This is a genomic window from Chelatococcus daeguensis, from assembly GCF_001887265.1.
Lineage (GTDB): Bacteria > Pseudomonadota > Alphaproteobacteria > Rhizobiales > Beijerinckiaceae > Chelatococcus_A > Chelatococcus_A sambhunathii.
Genome location: NZ_CP018095.1, coordinates 2,403,518 through 2,418,991 on the forward strand (window position 1 = coordinate 2,403,518; position 15,474 = coordinate 2,418,991).

Genomic DNA, 15,474 nt, shown 5'->3' on the forward strand with positions numbered 1-15,474 from the left:
ACCGTCATCGGTGCAACTGTCGCCATCCTGCCGAGGTTCCCGGCTTGCAGGGGTGCAAGAGGCATTTGCGCGGCTAGGGATTTGCGCTGCCGTCGCCATCTGGCAGCAAGAGCACAACAGCAGCCAGGGAGCAGAGCCATGGCACGTTCGGCAGGCATCCACCACGTCACCGCCATCGCGAGCGATCCGCGGCGCAACCTCGACTTCTACACTCGCGTTCTCGGGCTGCGCTTCGTCAAGAAGACGGTGAACTTCGACGATCCCAGCACCTACCACTTCTATTTTGGCGACGAGGAGGGCAACCCTGGCACCATCCTCACCTTCTTCCCATGGTCGCATGTGGCGCCGGGACGGCCGGGCGTCGGCCAGACGCTGGAAACCGCCTTCCTCATCCCCGAGGAAGCGCTCGGCTTCTGGACGGAGCGGCTCGTGACCCTCGGCGTCACGCATGAGGCACCCATCAGACGCTTCGACCGCACGGTCCTGCCGTTTCGGGATCCTGACGGCATGCGCCTTGCGCTCGTCGCAACGCCAGGCCTCGTCGCATCGAGGGCCTGGACGACGGCCGACATCCCGGCGGAAGCCGCCGTCCGCGGCTTCGCGGGCGTGACGCTGCTCGTCGACCGGCCGGAGCCCACGGCCGCGGTGCTGACGGAGGTCTTCGGCTTTGTGGAAGTCGGCCGAACGGAGAACCTCGTCCGCTACCGGGGCGAGGCCGAGGTCGGCGGCTATGTGGACCTGCGCATTGCCGGCGGCTTCCTGCCCGGCACGATGGGCGCCGGCTCGGTGCACCATGTCGCCTTCCGGGCCGCAGGCGACGCGGACCAGGCGGCGATGGCGAAGGCGCTGCGCGAGAAGCTCGGCATCGTCACGACGGAGCAGAAGGAGCGCAACTATTTCCGCTCCGTCTATTTCCGGGATCCCGGCGGCGTCATCTTCGAGATCGCCACCGACGATCCGGGCTTTGGCATCGACGAGAGCTTCGAGGCGCTCGGCACCTCCCTCAAGCTGCCGCCCTTCTACGAGAAGGACCGGGAGCGGATCGAGGCCGTCCTGCCCGCGCTCGACTGAGCCGGACCATCACCCCCGTGAGCCGTGCCCGCCCTCGCGCGGGCACGGCAGGGATAATTGCGATGAGCGACTTCATCCATCACTACGAAGCTGGCGGCACTGAGCGCCCGCCGCTCCTCCTGCTGCACGGCACCGGCGGCGACGAGCACGACCTCGTGCCGCTCGGCCGCACGCTCGCCCCCGGGGCGGCTCTCCTGTCGCCACGCGGCAAGGTGCTGGAGAACGGCATGCCCCGCTTTTTCCGCCGCTTCGGCGAGGGGCGGTTCGACGTCGAGGACATCAAGCTCCGCGCGGCCGAGCTTGCCGGCTTCGTCGAGGAGGCGCGCGAGCGCTACGGCACTCGCGCAGCCAATCGCGCTCGGCTTCTCCAACGGCGCCAACATCGCCGCGGCGATGCTGCTGCTCGCGCCGGAAGCGCTCGCCGGGGCCGTCCTCTTGAGGGTCATGACGCCGCTGGTGCCGGACGTGCTGCCCGACCTTGCCGGCAAGCCCGTGCTGATGCTGTCGGGGTCGGCCGATCCGATCGTCCCGGCCGACGATGCGGGGCGGCTCGCCAGCCTGCTGCGCGAGGCGAGCGCGACGGTGCAGCACCAGGTGCTGCCGGCCGGGCACGGCCTGACGCAGGCGGACGTCAATCTCTCCGCACGCTGGCTGGCCGAGGCCGGTTGAAGCCTCTCAAAGGACAAGGAGGGCCCGGAGCGCGGATCGCCCCGCTCCGGGCCTTGCCTTTTTGCGCCCTCGCCTCCTCCGTCACCTGCAGCCTCGCGTCCCCTGCAAGGCTCGCCCGGCAGCCCTGACCCGCAACCGCTTGCCAATCACCGAAGAGCAACGGAGTGTGTGGCGTCGGCCCCGACGACCGGCTCTACCGAGGGGGAAGAAGAATTGGTACAGGTTGCGGCTCGCAGGTCGCCGGCGCGCGACGATGCGCTCGACAAGGCTCTCCGGCTTCTCGAAACACTGCCGCTGGTCGACGGCCACAACGACCTGCCATGGGTGATTCGTGAGGACGTCCGGGCTCGCGGCGACGTCTTCGCCTATGACCTGACGCGCGAGCATCAGGACGGCGACACCGACATCCCACGCCTCCTCGCCGGCCGCGTCAGCGCCCAGTTCTGGGCCGCCTTCATCCCGACTCATGTGCCCCACCCCGGCCGCACCACGCTGGAGCAGATCGATGTCATCCTGCGCTTGCAGGAGGCGCATCCCGACGTCTTCATGCCGGCGACGAAGGCGAGCGACATCGCGAAGGCCAAGAAGCTCGGCAGGATCGCCTCCTTCATCGCGGTGGAGGGCGGCGTCGGCCTCGAGAACAGCCTGGCGCCGCTGCGCGTCTGGCACGCCGCCGGCGCGCGGCTGATGACGCTCTGCCACAACGAGACGCTGGACTGGGTCGATTCAGCCACCGATGCGCCGCGCCACGGCGGCCTCACCGCCTTTGGCCGTGCCGTGGTGCGGGAGCTCAACCGCCTCGGCATGATCGTCGACTGCGCCCATGTCTCGCACGACGTCATGCGCCAGGTGCTCGACGTCTCGCACGCGCCTGTCGTCTTCTCCCACTCGAATGCCTTCGCCCTGTGCGACCACCCGCGCAACGTGCCCGACGACGTGCTCGCCCGCGTCAGGGGCAACGGCGGCATCGTCATGGCAACCTTCGTGCCGGACTTCATCGGCCAGCAGTCGCGCGACTGGATGCGTCCGCTCAAGGACGAGTTCGGCAAGAGCCGACACGACATCGACATGGGAGCCGCGGTCGCGGCGCGGGCGCGCGACGCAGGCCCCTGGCCGCGCGGCACGCTCGAACAACTCTGCGATCACATCGAGTATATCGCCGACAAGGCCGGCCTCCGGCACGTGGGCATCGGCTCCGACTTCTTCGGCGGTCCGACGCCGCCGGGCCTGGAGGACGCGAGCCGTTTCCCTCACCTCCTCGCCGAGCTCATCCGCCGCGGCTGGTCGGACGACGCCATCGCCGGCATCGCCTCACGCAATTTCCTGCGCGTCTTCCGCACGGTGGAGCGCGTCGGGCGCGAATTGCGCAAGAACGAGAAACCGGCGCTGGGGACGGTGGAGGAGATCGACGGACGGTAGGCGCCGGCCCCAGATACCGGTTCACGCGAACCCTTTCCGCCCGTCGTGGCCGGGCTTGTCCCGGCCATCCACGCCTTTCAGCCAAGCGCAGCGTCGCCGCGTGGATGCCCGCGACAAGCGCGGGCATGACGGTGGGAACTCTACTATCCCGCGCCGCGAGGAAGCGGCGATCCCCCTCACAACGGAATATTGTCGTGCTTGCGCCAGGGCTGCTCCGCCTTCTTGGCGCGCAGCATGGCGAAGGCGCGGGCGACGCGCCGGCGCGTCGAATGCGGCATGATCACCTCGTCGATATAGCCGCGCTCGGCGGCGACGAAGGGCGACATGAAGCGGTCCTCGTATTGCTTCGTGCGCGCCGCGATCTTCTCGGCATCGCCGATGTCCTGCCGGAAGATGATCTCGACCGCGCCCTTGGCGCCCATCACAGCGATCTGCGCTGTCGGCCAGGCGTAGTTCACGTCTCCGCCCACGTGCTTCGAGGCCATGACGTCGTAGGCGCCGCCGAAGGCCTTGCGGGTGATGACGGTGACGAGCGGCACGGTCGCCTCCGAATAGGCGTAGAGCAGCTTCGCCCCGTGCTTGATGAGCCCGCCATATTCCTGCGCCGTGCCGGGCAGGAAGCCGGGCACGTCGACAAGGGTCAGGATCGGGATCTCGAAGGCGTCGCAGAAGCGCACGAAGCGCGCCGCCTTGCGCGAGGCATCCGCATCGAGCACGCCGGCGAGCACCATCGGCTGGTTGGCCACGACGCCCACCGTGCGCCCCTCGAGCCGGATGAATCCGGTGATGATGTTCCTGGCATAAGCCTCTTGGATCTCGAAGAAATCGCCCTCATCCGCGATCTTCAGGACGAGTTCCTTCATGTCGTAGGGTTTGTTCGGGTTGTCCGGCACGAGCGTGTCGAGCGACATTTCCACCCGGTCCGCCTCGTCCTCGGTCGGCCATTCCGGCACGCCCTCGGTGTTGTTGGCGGGCAGGAAGTCCATCAGCCGGCGGATCTGCAGCAGCGCCTCGACGTCGTTGTCCCACGCGCCGTCGGCGACGGAGGACTTCGTCGTGTGCACCTTGGCGCCGCCGAGTTCCTCCGAAGTGACCGTCTCGTTGGTCACGGTCTTCACCACGTCCGGCCCGGTCACGAACATGTAGCTCGTGTCGCGCACCATGAAGATGAAGTCGGTCATCGCCGGGGAATAGACGTCGCCGCCGGCGCAGGGGCCCATGATGACCGAGATCTGCGGAATGACACCCGAGGCGATGACGTTGCGCTTGAACACCTCGCCATAGCCGCCGAGCGCCGCGACCCCCTCCTGGATGCGGGCGCCGCCGGCATCGAACAGGCCGATGATCGGCGCGCGCATCTTCACCGCCATGTCCTGGATCTTGGTGATCTTCTGCGCGTGCGTTTCCGAGAGCGAGCCGCCGAAGACGGTGAAGTCCTTGGCGAAGACGAAGACGGTGCGGCCGTTGATGGTGCCCCAGCCGGTGACGACGCCGTCACCCGGGAACTTCGTCCCCTCCATGCCGAAATCGACGCAGCGGTGCTCGACGAACATGTCGAACTCCTCGAACGAGCCCGTATCGAGCAGCAGGGCGATGCGCTCGCGCGCCGTGAGCTTGCCGCGCGCATGCTGGGCGGCGATGCGCTTCTCGCCGCCGCCGAGGCGCGCCCCGGCGCGCCGCTCTTCGAGCCTTTCGAGGATGTCCTTCATGCGCCTTCCCCACGGTCGGTTCCTTGTCGCCTGCGTGATTAGCACGCCGGCAAAGCCGCAGGAACCGATACGGTAGGCGGATAAGTGCAAGGCCGGTTGCGGCAGGTCCCCGTCAGCCGAGCGCCCGCAGCATCCCGGCGGCCGCGGCGAAGTCGCGCCATCTGACGGCGCGGCGCGCCAGCGCCTCCTCATCCTCGCCCCAGATCTCCATCTGCACCTCTTCGTCGAGATGCGACGCCCGCCAGCCAGCCTCCGCCGTCAGGTGCCCATGGGCAACGGCCAGCGCAATGACGGCCGAGCCGCTGAGCGTCGTCAGCACATGGAGCGCCGCGAGCGCCACGGGAGCCTCGAACCTGGCGACCGCGGCCGCCATGGCAGCGAGCGATTCTTCCGGCTGGGCCACGAACATCACGCCCTCGGCCAGCACGAAACGCGCGCCGAGCGCTTCCCGCGCCCAGGCGAGGATCGGGTCCCAGACGTCCCGCTGTCGTGCAACGAGCCGCTCCGGCCCCTCAGCGCGGTAGCACAGGAGGTCCGAGCCGGCATATTTCACGACATCGGCCGCCACCGCCGCCATCTCGCGCGCGACCCCGTCGATGGCCGAATTGGCGAGCCGTGTCAGCGGCATCGTCGCGGGGTCGATGCGCTCGCCCTGTGCCGCCCATTCCGCCGCCACGGCCTCTCCGACCGTCCGCGTCGGCAGCGCCAGGAGCGCCCTGCCGGGCGTGCGGGCCGGACGCCCGTCGAGCACGAGGACGAAGCCCTCCGCGCGCTCCTCCACCGCCGCCTCCTTGTAGAAGCGGCGCGGCAGGTTCGCCTTCATCGACTGCTGGGCCACCCGCATCGGGTCACGCACGGTCTCGCCGTCCGCGGGAAACCAGTCGCTGGTCAGTTCGTCACGCATGGTGGGTCCTTAACACGTAGAAGCCGACGCGGCGACGCGGAAGCGATTCCACGCCAATGACTTGCAGGCAAAAGCGGAATCTGCGACCGAGCCGCCGGTCACACCGCCGCGCCGAAGGCCCGGGCTGAATCAGAATGGGCAAGAACGGCCGCAAGTTCTTCAATCGACTCCACAATCACCTGCGCCCCCGCCTCCCGCAGGGCATCGACCCGGCAATAGCCCCAGCCGACACCGACGGCACGGCAACCGGCGGCCCGCGCCATCTGCATGTCATAGGTGCTGTCGCCGATCATCACGGTTTCGGCCGGCGCGGCACCCACCTCCCCCATCGCCTGTTCGAGCATGGCCGGATGGGGTTTCGATGGCGCATCGTCGGCCGTCTGCACGCTGGCGAAGAGCGTGTGCCAGCCGTGGGCATCGAACAGCCGGCGCACGCCGCGCCGCGACTTGCCGGTGGCGATGCCGAGGAGATGATCCTCCCGCCCCGCGAGATCGCGCACCAGCGCATCGGCCCCGGCAAAGAGCGGTGACGCGAGCGCCGGCTCGGCGAGAAGCCGCGGAAAGGTCATCCGATAGGTCGCCTCCAGCGCAGCATGCGGCCCATCCGGCCCGGCGAGCGCGCGAAAGGTCTCGGCGAGCGACAGGCCGACGACCGAGAGCACCTCTTCCCGGCTCGGTGCCGGCAGCCCGTGCGCGGCAAAGGTCGCCTCCTGCGCGGCCACGAGCAGGTTCTGGCTGTCGACCAGCGTGCCGTCGATGTCGAAGACGAGGAAGCGCACGGCTACTCCTCCGGCGCCTCGACGATCGGATCGTAGCCGCCCGTATCGAAGCCCAGCAGGTTCCACGACTGCAGCATGTGCGGCGGCAGCGGCGCCGTCACGTCGATGGGCTTGCCCGTGCGCGGATGCGGGATGACGATGCGCCGCGCCAGCAGATGCAGCCGGTTCTGGATGCCGCCCGGCAGTTCCCAGTTCTCGACGTTGAAATATTTCGGGTCGCCGACGATCGGGTGGCCGATATGGGCCGTATGTGCGCGCAATTGGTGCGTGCGCCCGGTCACCGGCTTCAGCGACAGCCACGAGAGCTTCTGCGCCGCCGTGTCCACGACGGCGTAATAGGTGACGGCATGGCTCGCCCCCTCGTCTCCGTGCAGGGCGACGCGCATGCGGGCATCGCCGTCGCTCGCCTCCTCCCTGGCGAGATAGGTGGAGACGCGGCCCTGCCGCACGCGCGGCACGCCGGCGACCAGCGCCCAGTAGATCTTGCGCGCCGAGCGCGAGCGGAAGGACTTGGCGAGCGTCGTTGCCGCAAAGCGCGTCTTGGCGATGACGAGGCAGCCGGCCGTGTCCTTGTCGAGCCGGTGCACGAGGCGCGGCTTCTGGCCCTCGGCGTCGCGCAGCGCTTCCAGCATGCCGTCGACATGGCGTGTCGTGCCCGAGCCGCCCTGCACCGCAAGGCCCATGGGCTTGTTGAGCACGAGGACGTCCTTGTCCTCGTAGAGCGTGATGGATTTGAGGAACGTCGCGTCGCTCTCGTCCTTCGCCGGGGTGCGGGCGGCCGGCTTTTTCTCCTCGAGCTTGAGCGGCGGCACGCGCACGCTCTGGCCCGCCTCAAGCCGCTCATTCGGCTTGGCGCGCTTCATGTCGATGCGCAACTCGCCCTTGCGCACGATGCGCTGGATATGGGTGAAGGCGAGCTGCGGGAAACGGGCGACGAGAAAACGGTCGAGGCGCATGCCCGCTTCATCCGGCGCGACCGTCAGGGTCTGCACGCCGGTAACGAGCGTCTCGGTCGCTGCCGCCTTGGCCGCCGCCTTGGTGCCCGCCTTGGCCGAAGATGCCGGCGCCTGCCCTGCGCGGGGCGTCTTGGCGGGGGTCGCCGCCTTCGCGCGCTCGGGACCGGGCGTGGCGCGCGCAGACCCATTGCCCGAGCCCTTCGCGATGCCCGGCCCCTTGGCGCCCCGAGCAGCTGGCCGGCCCGCGCGCCCTTGCCCCCGGCCGTTTCGCGCAGTTGGGCCGGAGCGCGGGCCTGAGCCACCGGAGCCGGTTCTCGTGTTCTTCATGCGATGCTCCGAATGCAGCCGGGCCTGGCGTCGTCGCGCCCTGCCCGTCGATAGCCTCTTCAGCGGGCAAAGTCACCGCCGCCGCTCGGCCCTCAGCTTTTCCCACCACTCCAGCCGCTTGCGGATCTCGCGTTCGAAGCCGCGCTCCACCGGCTCGTAGAAATGCTGGCGCCCGAGCTTCTCCGGCCAGTAGTCCTGCCCCGAGAAGGCGTCCGGCTCGTCGTGGTCGTAGGCGTAGCCGGCGCCGTAGCCCTCGTTCTTCATGAAGCGCGTCGGCGCGTTGAGGATGGTCATCGGCGGCATGAGGGAGCCTGCTTCCTTGGCGGCGCGGCTCGCCGCCTTGAAGGCGACATAGGTCGCGTTCGACTTCGGCGCAGTAGCGAGATAGATCACCGCCTGCGCCAGCGCCAGTTCTCCCTCCGGCGTGCCGAGGAAGTCGTAGGCCTCCTTCGCCGCATTGGCGACGACGAGGGCCTGCGGGTCGGCGAGGCCGATGTCCTCCACCGCCATGCGCACGAGGCGGCGGGCGAGGAACAGCGGGTCCTCGCCCGCGTCCAGCATGCGGGCGAGATAATAGAGCGCGGCGTCGGGATCGGAGCCGCGGATCGTCTTGTGCAGGGCCGAGATGAGGTTGTAGTGCCCGTCCTGCGCCTTGTCGTAGATCGGCGCCCGGCGCTGCACGATATCCTGCAGCTTGGCCGTGTCGAACATTTCGCCCTCGCCCGCGGCGCGCCAGATCTCCTCCGCCAGCGTCAGCGAGGCGCGCCCGTCCCCATCGGCCATGCGCACGAGCGACAGCCGCGCCTCCGCATCGAGCGGCAGCGGTTTTCCCTCGATTTCCTCGGCCCTTGCGAGGAGCTTCTGAATCGCTTCCTCATCGAGGGCCTTGAAGGTCATCACCCGGGCGCGGGAGAGGAGCGCGGCGTTGAGAGAGAAGGACGGGTTCTCCGTCGTCGCGCCGACGAGCGTGATGGTGCCGTCCTCCATCACCGGCAGGAAGGCATCGAGCTGCGCCCGGTTAAAGCGGTGAATCTCATCGACGAAGAGCAGGGTGCCCTGCCCCGCGGCGCGGCGGCCGCGGGCCGTCTCGAAGGCCTTCTTGAGGTCGGCGACGCCGGAGAAGATGGCCGACATCGGCTCGAAGACGAGCTTCGTCTCGCCGGCGAGCAGCCGCGCGACGGTCGTCTTGCCGGTCCCCGGCGGCCCCCAGAAGATGAGAGAGCCCACCGACCCGGAGCGCAGGAGGCGCGTCAGCGCCCCGTTCGGCCCGACGAGATGGTCCTGCCCCACGACCTCGGCGAGGCGCTGCGGCCGCAGCCGGTCGGCGAGCGGTCGCGGCGCTTCCTTGTCCAGCCCCGCTGCCCCGAAGAGATCGGTCATCGCACCGGCTCAGCCCCCGAGCACCGTGGTGAAGACCTGGCCCTTGCGGTTGATCATCAGCTCCCAATAGCGGGCGCGCTGGCTCGTCGCACGGGCGAGATCCCGCGAGGAGGCGATCTTCACGCCGTTGATCGCCATGATGATATCGCCCTTCTGGAAGCCGAACTGCGCCGCCGGACTGCCCTCGGCGAGCTCCGCGACGACAGCGCCGCTCTCCGCCTCCTCGAGATACAGCTCCTCCACCACAGCGGGTGACAGGTTGACCGCGGTAATGCCCGTCAACGGCGTGCGCCCGCCGACCGTAACCGGATCGCGCGGCGGATCCTCGGGCGCGGCGATGAGCGGAACCGAAAGCGTTACCTCCTTGCCGCCGCGCAGCACCGTCAGCGGTAATGTTCCGCCGATCGGCCGCGTCGCGAAGCGGTAGCCGAAACCATCCGGATCGTCGATGGGCTGCCCCCCGACGGCCGTGATGAGGTCGCCGCGCCGGAGCCCCGCCTTGGCTGCTGGCCCGCGCTCGTCGACCGAGGCGACCAGTGCCCCCGCCGGCCGCGGCAGGCCAAGGCTTTCCGCGATATCGCTGGTGACCTGCTGGAGCCGCGCGCCGAACCACGGCCGACGCACAGCGGCGCCCCCGTTGCGCGCCGATTCGACGACGACGCGCACCATGGCCGAGGGAATGGCGAAGCCGATGCCATGACTGCCGCCGGAACGCGAGAAGATCGCCGTGTTGATACCGACGAGTTCGCCGCGCATGTTGACGAGCGCCCCGCCCGAATTGCCCGGGTTGATCGCGGCATCCGTCTGGATGAAGGACTGGAAGTCGCTGATACCCACCTGGGTCCGGGCGAGCGCCGACACGATGCCCTGTGTCACCGTCTGCCCGACCCCGAACGGATTGCCGATGGCAATGACAAAATCCCCGACCTCGAGCCCTTCGGAATCGCCGAAGCTGAGCGCCGGGAACGGACCCTTCTCTGCAAGCCGAAGCACGGCAAGATCCGTCCGCGGGTCGCGCAGCACGATCTCGGCGGCGAACTCGCGTCGGTCGGCGAGCGCCACCTTCACCTCCGTCATGCCCTCGATGACGTGATTGTTGGTGACGACGAGACCGGACGGATCGACGATGACGCCCGAGCCAAGCGAGCGCTGCACCCGCTCGCGCGGCACGCCGAAGCCGCCGTCCCCGAAGAAGCGGCGAAAGAAGGGATCATCGAAGAAGGGATTGGACGGCCGCTTCTCGACGCGTGCGCCGTAGACGTTGACGACACTCGGCGCCGTCTCCTTGACGACCGGCGCGAGCGAGAGCTGCACCTGCGCCCTGTTGGCGGGCACCTGGCGCTCCTGCGCCGGCACCGGCCCCGCTGCGACGAGGGCCGCGACGAGAGCAGGAAGGACAAGCGAACGATGCATCGATGGTGTCTCGCTGTGCTGCCGTAGACGGATCCGGAAAGGTCTCTCCGGCAGATATAGTTTCCCGCGCGATTACGCGCAAAGCGGGGCGCGCCTCTCGGGCCACCTTTCTCCCACGGAGCTGGACCAAAACGGCGCAAAACAAAAGGGCGGCCGAAGCCGCCCTCGTTCAACGCCGGCAAGGCGAAGGCTCAGCTCTCGCCGGCCTCGACGACCTCTTCCTTCTGCGTCGGGCCCGAATCCTGGCCCTTGGCATCGACGTCGCGATCGACGAACTCGATCACGGCCATCGGCGCGTTGTCGCCGTAGCGGAAGCCGGCCTTCAGCACGCGCGTGTAGCCGCCGTTGCGCTCCTTGTAGCGCGGACCGAGCACGTCGAAGAGCTTCTTGACGAGGGCGACGTCGCGGATCTGGGCGATCGCCTGGCGGCGGGCGTGCAGGTCGCCGCGCTTGCCGAGGGTGACAAGCTTCTCGACCACCGGACGCAGGTCCTTCGCCTTGGGCAGCGTGGTGACGATCTGCTCGTGCTTGATCAGCGCACCGGCCATGTTGGCGAACATCGCCTTGCGGTGCTCGGACGAGCGGTTGAAACGACGATGCGCGAAACCGTGACGCATGGCTCTCTCCTTGTCTCACGGCCGCCGTGCCAAGGTACGGCCGTCCATTGTTCTTGAGGCAGTGGGCAACCGGCAATCGGAACCGAACTCCGACTGCCTCATGCCAACTGCCGATTGCTATTCAGTAGTGTTCCTCGAAGCGCTTGGCGAGCTCGTCGATGTTGTCCGGTGGCCAGCCGCTCACTTCCATGCCGAGGTGCAGGCCCATGGAGGCGAGCACTTCCTTGATCTCGTTGAGCGACTTGCGGCCGAAGTTCGGCGTGCGCAGCATCTCGGCTTCCGTCTTCTGGATGAGGTCGCCGATGTAGACGATGTTGTCGTTCTTGAGGCAGTTGGCCGAACGCACCGAAAGCTCGAGCTCGTCCACCTTCTTGAGCAGCGCCGGGTTGAAGGGCAGCTGCGGCGTCGAGACGGCGGCCTCCTCGCGGCGGGGCTCCTCAAAGTTGACGAACACGGCGAGCTGGTCCTGCAGGATGCGCGCGGCATAGGCCACCGCGTCCTCCGGGCTGACGGCTCCGTTCGTCTCGACCGTCATCGTCAGCTTGTCGTAGTCGAGGATCTGGCCCTCGCGCGTGTTCTCCACGCGGTAGGAGACCTTCTTGACCGGGCTGTAGAGGCTGTCCACGGCGATGAGGCCGATCGGCGCATCCTCGGGACGGTTGTGCTCGGCCGCCACGTAGCCCTTGCCCGTGTTGACCGTGAACTCCATGCGGATCTCCGCGCCCTCATCGAGCGTGCACAGGGCCAGCTCCGGGTTGAGGATCTCCACATCGCCGACCGTTGCGATATCACCCGCCGTTACGACGCCCGGGCCCTGCTTGCGCAGCGTCATGCGCTTGGGACCGTCGCCCTGCATCTTGACCGCGATGGTCTTGATGTTGAGCACGATGTCCGTCACGTCTTCCCGCACGCCGGGAATGGACGAGAACTCGTGCAGGACGCCGTCGATGTGCACGGCCGTCACCGCCGCGCCCTGCAGCGACGACAGCAGCACGCGCCTCAGCGCGTTGCCGAGCGTCAGGCCGAACCCGCGCTCCAGCGGCTCGGCGACGACCGTCGCCACGCGCCTGGCATCGTCACCCGGCGACACCTCGAGCTTGTTCGGCTTGATGAGCTCTTGCCAGTTCTTCTGGATCACGACCGCACCTCATGCGTGTCTCAAACGTCGGGCGGGGCACGACAGCCTCGCCCGCTACAGGCGCGGCACGGCGGCTGAGCCGTGCCGACAAGGCATCAGACGCGCCGGCGCTTGCGCGGGCGGCAGCCGTTGTGGGGAATCGGCGTCACGTCGCGGATCGACGTCACTGTGAAGCCCGCCGCCTGAAGCGCGCGCAGAGCCGATTCGCGACCCGAGCCCGGGCCCGACACCTCGACCTCGAGCGTGCGCATGCCGTGCTCGGCCGCCTTGCGCGCCGCATCCTCGGCCGCAACCTGGGCTGCATAGGGGGTCGACTTGCGCGAGCCCTTGAAGCCCATGGCGCCGGCGGACGACCAGGAGATCGTGTTGCCCTGCGCGTCGGTGATGGTGATCATCGTGTTGTTGAAGGAGGCGTTCACGTGGGCGACGCCCGACACGATGTTCTTGCGTTCACGGCGGCGAACGCGGGTGGCTTCTCTTGCCATTCTTCAGGATCCTTCAAGCGCGCCCGTCACACCAGGCGCTCGGGATTGCTGGGAGGCAGTAGTCAGTAGGCAGTAGGCAGTCGGATAATTGTCCCGATTGCCGACCGCCGATTGCCGACTGCCGGGGTTACTTCTTCTTGCCGGCGATCGGCTTGGCCTTGCCCTTGCGGGTGCGCGCATTCGTGTGCGTGCGCTGGCCGCGAACCGGCAGGTTGCGGCGGTGGCGCAGGCCGCGGTAGCACCCGAGGTCCATGAGCCGTTTGATGTTCATCGACACTTCGCGGCGCAGGTCGCCTTCGACGAGATAGTCGCGGTCGATCGTCTCGCGGATCTGCAGCACTTCCTGGTCGGTCAGTTCGTTGACGCGCCGCTCGGCCGGAATGCCGACCTTCTCGCAGATCTCGCCCGCGTTCTTCGGGCCGATGCCGTGGATGTACTGCAGCGCGATGACCACGCGCTTGCTCGTCGGAATGTTTACACCAGCGATACGGGCCATTGCCGTCTCCATGTGCCGGCCGGACAACCCGACCGGGCGTTGTGGCCTGCGTCCGGTGGAGCCCGGCCCTTGCAGGCGTCAATAAGACGAGCGACGCCGCCGCCTCTCGCGGAGGAAGCAGCATCGCTCATGAACGTAGGGCGCGTCCACTACCGCCTTGTCGAGGCAAAGTCAACCCGCCCGAACAAATCCGTCAGGCGGCGACGAGTACGCGCTCGATGTCCGCCGAGACCTTGTCGATGTCCTGCATGCCGTCGATCACGGCGAGCTGGCCCCGCTCCGCGTAATAGGGCGCGACAACCGCAGTATCACGGTTGTAGGCCGCGAGCCGGGTCTTGAAGACCTCCGGATCGTCGTCCTTGCGCACAGCTTCGCCCCGGGCCCTCGTCTCCTCGGCCCGCTTCACGATACGACCGACGAGTTCATCCTGATCCACCTTGAGCTCGACCACGGCGTCGAGCTTGAGCCCCTTGCTCTCCAGCAGGTCGTCGAGTGCCTTCGCCTGGGCGACGGTCCGCGGAAAGCCGTCGAGAATGAAACCCTTGCGGGCATCCGGCTCGTCCAGTCGCTCGGCAACGATGCCGATGACGATGTCGTCGGAGACGAGCTGTCCGGCATCCATGACCGCCCGGGCCTTCAGGCCGATGGGCGTCCCCGCGGCCACAGCGGCGCGCAGCATGTCGCCGGTCGAAAGCTGCGGTATGCCGTAGCGGGCCACCAGCCGCTTGGCCTGTGTGCCCTTGCCCGCTCCCGGCGGCCCCAACAGAATGAGCCTCATTTGCGCCTTGCCCCCCGCAGCTTGGCCTTCTTCACCAACCCTTCGTACTGATGGGCGAGAAGATGCCCATGCACCTGCGCGACCGTATCCATGGTCACGCTCACGACAATGAGGAGCGATGTGCCACCGAAATAGAACGGCAATGCGGCATAGGAGATGAGAATCTCCGGAATGAGGCAGATCAGCGCCAGATAGGCCGCGCCGATGACCGTGATGCGCGTCAGTACCGTATCGATATAGTCGGCGGTGCGCTCGCCGGGCCGGATGCCCGGAATGAAGCCGCCATGCTTCTTGAGATTGTCCGCGGTCTCCGTCGGATTGAACACGATGGCCGTATAGAAGAACGCGAAAAAGACGATCAGCGCCACGTAGAGGATCATGTACACGGGCCGGCCGTGGCCGATATAGGCCGAGATCGTCGACAGGATGCCGGTACCCTGGTCCTGCGAGAAGGTGGCAATTGTCGTCGGCAGCAGCAGCAGCGACGAGGCGAAGATCGGCGGGATCACGCCGGCCGTGTTGAGCTTGAGCGGCAGGAAGGACGTCTGCCCCTCGTACATGCGGTTGCCGACTTGGCGCTTGGGATAGTTGATCAGCAGCCGGCGCTGGGCGCGCTCCATGAAGACGATAAAGGCGATGACGGCGACCGCCATCACGATCACGCCCAGGATGAGGCCGGTCGAGACCGCGCCCTGGCGGCCGAGCTCGAGCGTGCCGGCCACCGCCGATGGCAGCTCCGCCACGATGCCGGCGAAGATGATGAGCGAAATGCCGTTGCCGATGCCACGCGAGGTGATCTGCTCGCCGAGCCACATCAGGAACATGGTGCCGCCCGTCAGCGTGATCACCGTCGAGATGCGGAAGAACATGCCGGGATCCTGCACCACGTTGCCGGAGCTCTCGAGCCCGATCGCGATGCCATAGGCCTGGAACACGGCCAGGAGCACGGTCAGATAGCGCGTGTACTGGTTGATCACCTTGCGGCCCTGCTCACCCTCCTTCTTGAGGGCCTCGAGCGTCGGCACGACGCTGGTCAGGAGCTGCACGATGATTGATGCCGAGATGTACGGCATGATGTTGAGGGCGAAGATGGCCATGCGGCCGACCGCTCCACCCGCGAACATGTTGAAGAGGCCAAGCACGCCGGCCTGCGCCTGGCGGAAGATGTCCGCGACGGCATTGGGATCGATGCCCGGCAGTGGAATGTAGGTGCCGACGCGATAGACGACGAGGGCGGCGAGCGTGAACCAGATGCGCTTCTTGAGTTCCTCGGCCTTGGCCAAGGCCCCGAAATTCAGATTCGCTGCGAGCTGTTCAGCTGCCGATGCCATAT

At 67.8% G+C, this 15,474-nt stretch carries 14 protein-coding genes and 1 pseudogene; 3 read left to right on the plus strand and 12 right to left on the minus strand.

Going from position 1 to position 15,474, the window contains the following annotated elements:
* Positions 1-138 precede the first annotated feature (138 nt).
* From BOQ54_RS11360 to BOQ54_RS11370, 3 genes and pseudogenes are all read left to right on the plus strand, one after another.
* Entirely contained in the window at positions 139-1,071 is a 933-nt protein-coding gene (locus tag BOQ54_RS11360; RefSeq protein ID WP_071923947.1) for a ring-cleaving dioxygenase, read from the plus strand.
* A 62-nt stretch (positions 1,072-1,133) separates the two neighbouring features.
* Positions 1,134-1,740: pseudogene (locus tag BOQ54_RS11365) on the plus strand (alpha/beta hydrolase).
* Positions 1,741-1,908: 168 nt separating this feature from the next.
* Positions 1,909-3,159 carry a dipeptidase gene (locus BOQ54_RS11370; protein WP_210187182.1) on the plus strand — a complete coding sequence of 417 codons (1,251 nt, stop codon included), beginning with the start codon at positions 1,909-1,911 and terminating at the stop codon, positions 3,157-3,159.
* A 176-nt stretch (positions 3,160-3,335) separates the two neighbouring features.
* Here BOQ54_RS11370 and BOQ54_RS11375 read toward each other — a convergent pair whose 3' ends face one another.
* The 12 genes from BOQ54_RS11375 to secY all read right to left on the minus strand — a co-directional run bounded on the left by BOQ54_RS11375 (position 3,336) and on the right by secY (position 15,472).
* The gene (locus tag BOQ54_RS11375; RefSeq protein ID WP_055457975.1) at positions 3,336-4,868 is read right to left on the minus strand and encodes an acyl-CoA carboxylase subunit beta; all 1,533 of its coding nucleotides are present in this window, start codon (positions 4,866-4,868) and stop codon (positions 3,336-3,338) included.
* Positions 4,869-4,980: 112 nt separating this feature from the next.
* Positions 4,981-5,772, minus strand: coding sequence for an ATP12 family chaperone protein (locus BOQ54_RS11380; RefSeq protein ID WP_063187978.1), 792 nt, complete (start codon positions 5,770-5,772; stop codon positions 4,981-4,983).
* A gap of 98 nt (positions 5,773-5,870) precedes the next feature.
* Positions 5,871-6,551 (minus strand): HAD-IA family hydrolase, encoded by a 681-nt coding sequence (locus BOQ54_RS11385; protein ID WP_063187980.1) that lies wholly within the window; start codon positions 6,549-6,551, stop codon positions 5,871-5,873.
* 2 nt (positions 6,552-6,553) lie between these two features.
* Complete coding sequence (locus tag BOQ54_RS11390; RefSeq protein ID WP_071923949.1) at positions 6,554-7,834, minus strand: RluA family pseudouridine synthase; 1,281 nt, start codon at positions 7,832-7,834, stop codon at positions 6,554-6,556.
* Positions 7,835-7,906: 72 nt separating this feature from the next.
* Positions 7,907-9,214, minus strand: a complete 1,308-nt coding sequence (locus BOQ54_RS11395) for a replication-associated recombination protein A (protein ID WP_071923950.1) — start codon at positions 9,212-9,214, stop codon at positions 7,907-7,909.
* Between the two features lie 9 nt (positions 9,215-9,223).
* Positions 9,224-10,627: a DegQ family serine endoprotease gene (locus BOQ54_RS11400; protein ID WP_063187986.1), complete on the minus strand. Its 1,404-nt coding sequence runs from the start codon at positions 10,625-10,627 to the stop codon at positions 9,224-9,226.
* 191 nt (positions 10,628-10,818) lie between these two features.
* Positions 10,819-11,244 carry a 50S ribosomal protein L17 gene (gene rplQ / locus BOQ54_RS11405; protein WP_055457969.1) on the minus strand — a complete coding sequence of 142 codons (426 nt, stop codon included), beginning with the start codon at positions 11,242-11,244 and terminating at the stop codon, positions 10,819-10,821.
* A gap of 121 nt (positions 11,245-11,365) precedes the next feature.
* Positions 11,366-12,382, minus strand: coding sequence for a DNA-directed RNA polymerase subunit alpha (locus BOQ54_RS11410; protein WP_019403799.1), 1,017 nt, complete (start codon positions 12,380-12,382; stop codon positions 11,366-11,368).
* Between the two features lie 95 nt (positions 12,383-12,477).
* Positions 12,478-12,867, minus strand: a complete 390-nt coding sequence (rpsK, locus tag BOQ54_RS11415; RefSeq protein ID WP_019403800.1) for a 30S ribosomal protein S11 — start codon at positions 12,865-12,867, stop codon at positions 12,478-12,480.
* Positions 12,868-12,994: 127 nt separating this feature from the next.
* Positions 12,995-13,363, minus strand: a complete 369-nt coding sequence (gene rpsM, locus BOQ54_RS11420) for a 30S ribosomal protein S13 (RefSeq protein ID WP_055457968.1) — start codon at positions 13,361-13,363, stop codon at positions 12,995-12,997.
* A gap of 193 nt (positions 13,364-13,556) precedes the next feature.
* Positions 13,557-14,141, minus strand: a complete 585-nt coding sequence (locus BOQ54_RS11425) for an adenylate kinase (RefSeq protein WP_055457967.1) — start codon at positions 14,139-14,141, stop codon at positions 13,557-13,559.
* The gene (secY, locus tag BOQ54_RS11430) at positions 14,138-15,472 is read right to left on the minus strand and encodes a preprotein translocase subunit SecY (RefSeq protein WP_055457966.1); all 1,335 of its coding nucleotides are present in this window, start codon (positions 15,470-15,472) and stop codon (positions 14,138-14,140) included. The genes BOQ54_RS11425 and secY overlap by 4 nt, the downstream gene beginning before the upstream one ends.
* Positions 15,473-15,474 lie beyond the last annotated feature (2 nt).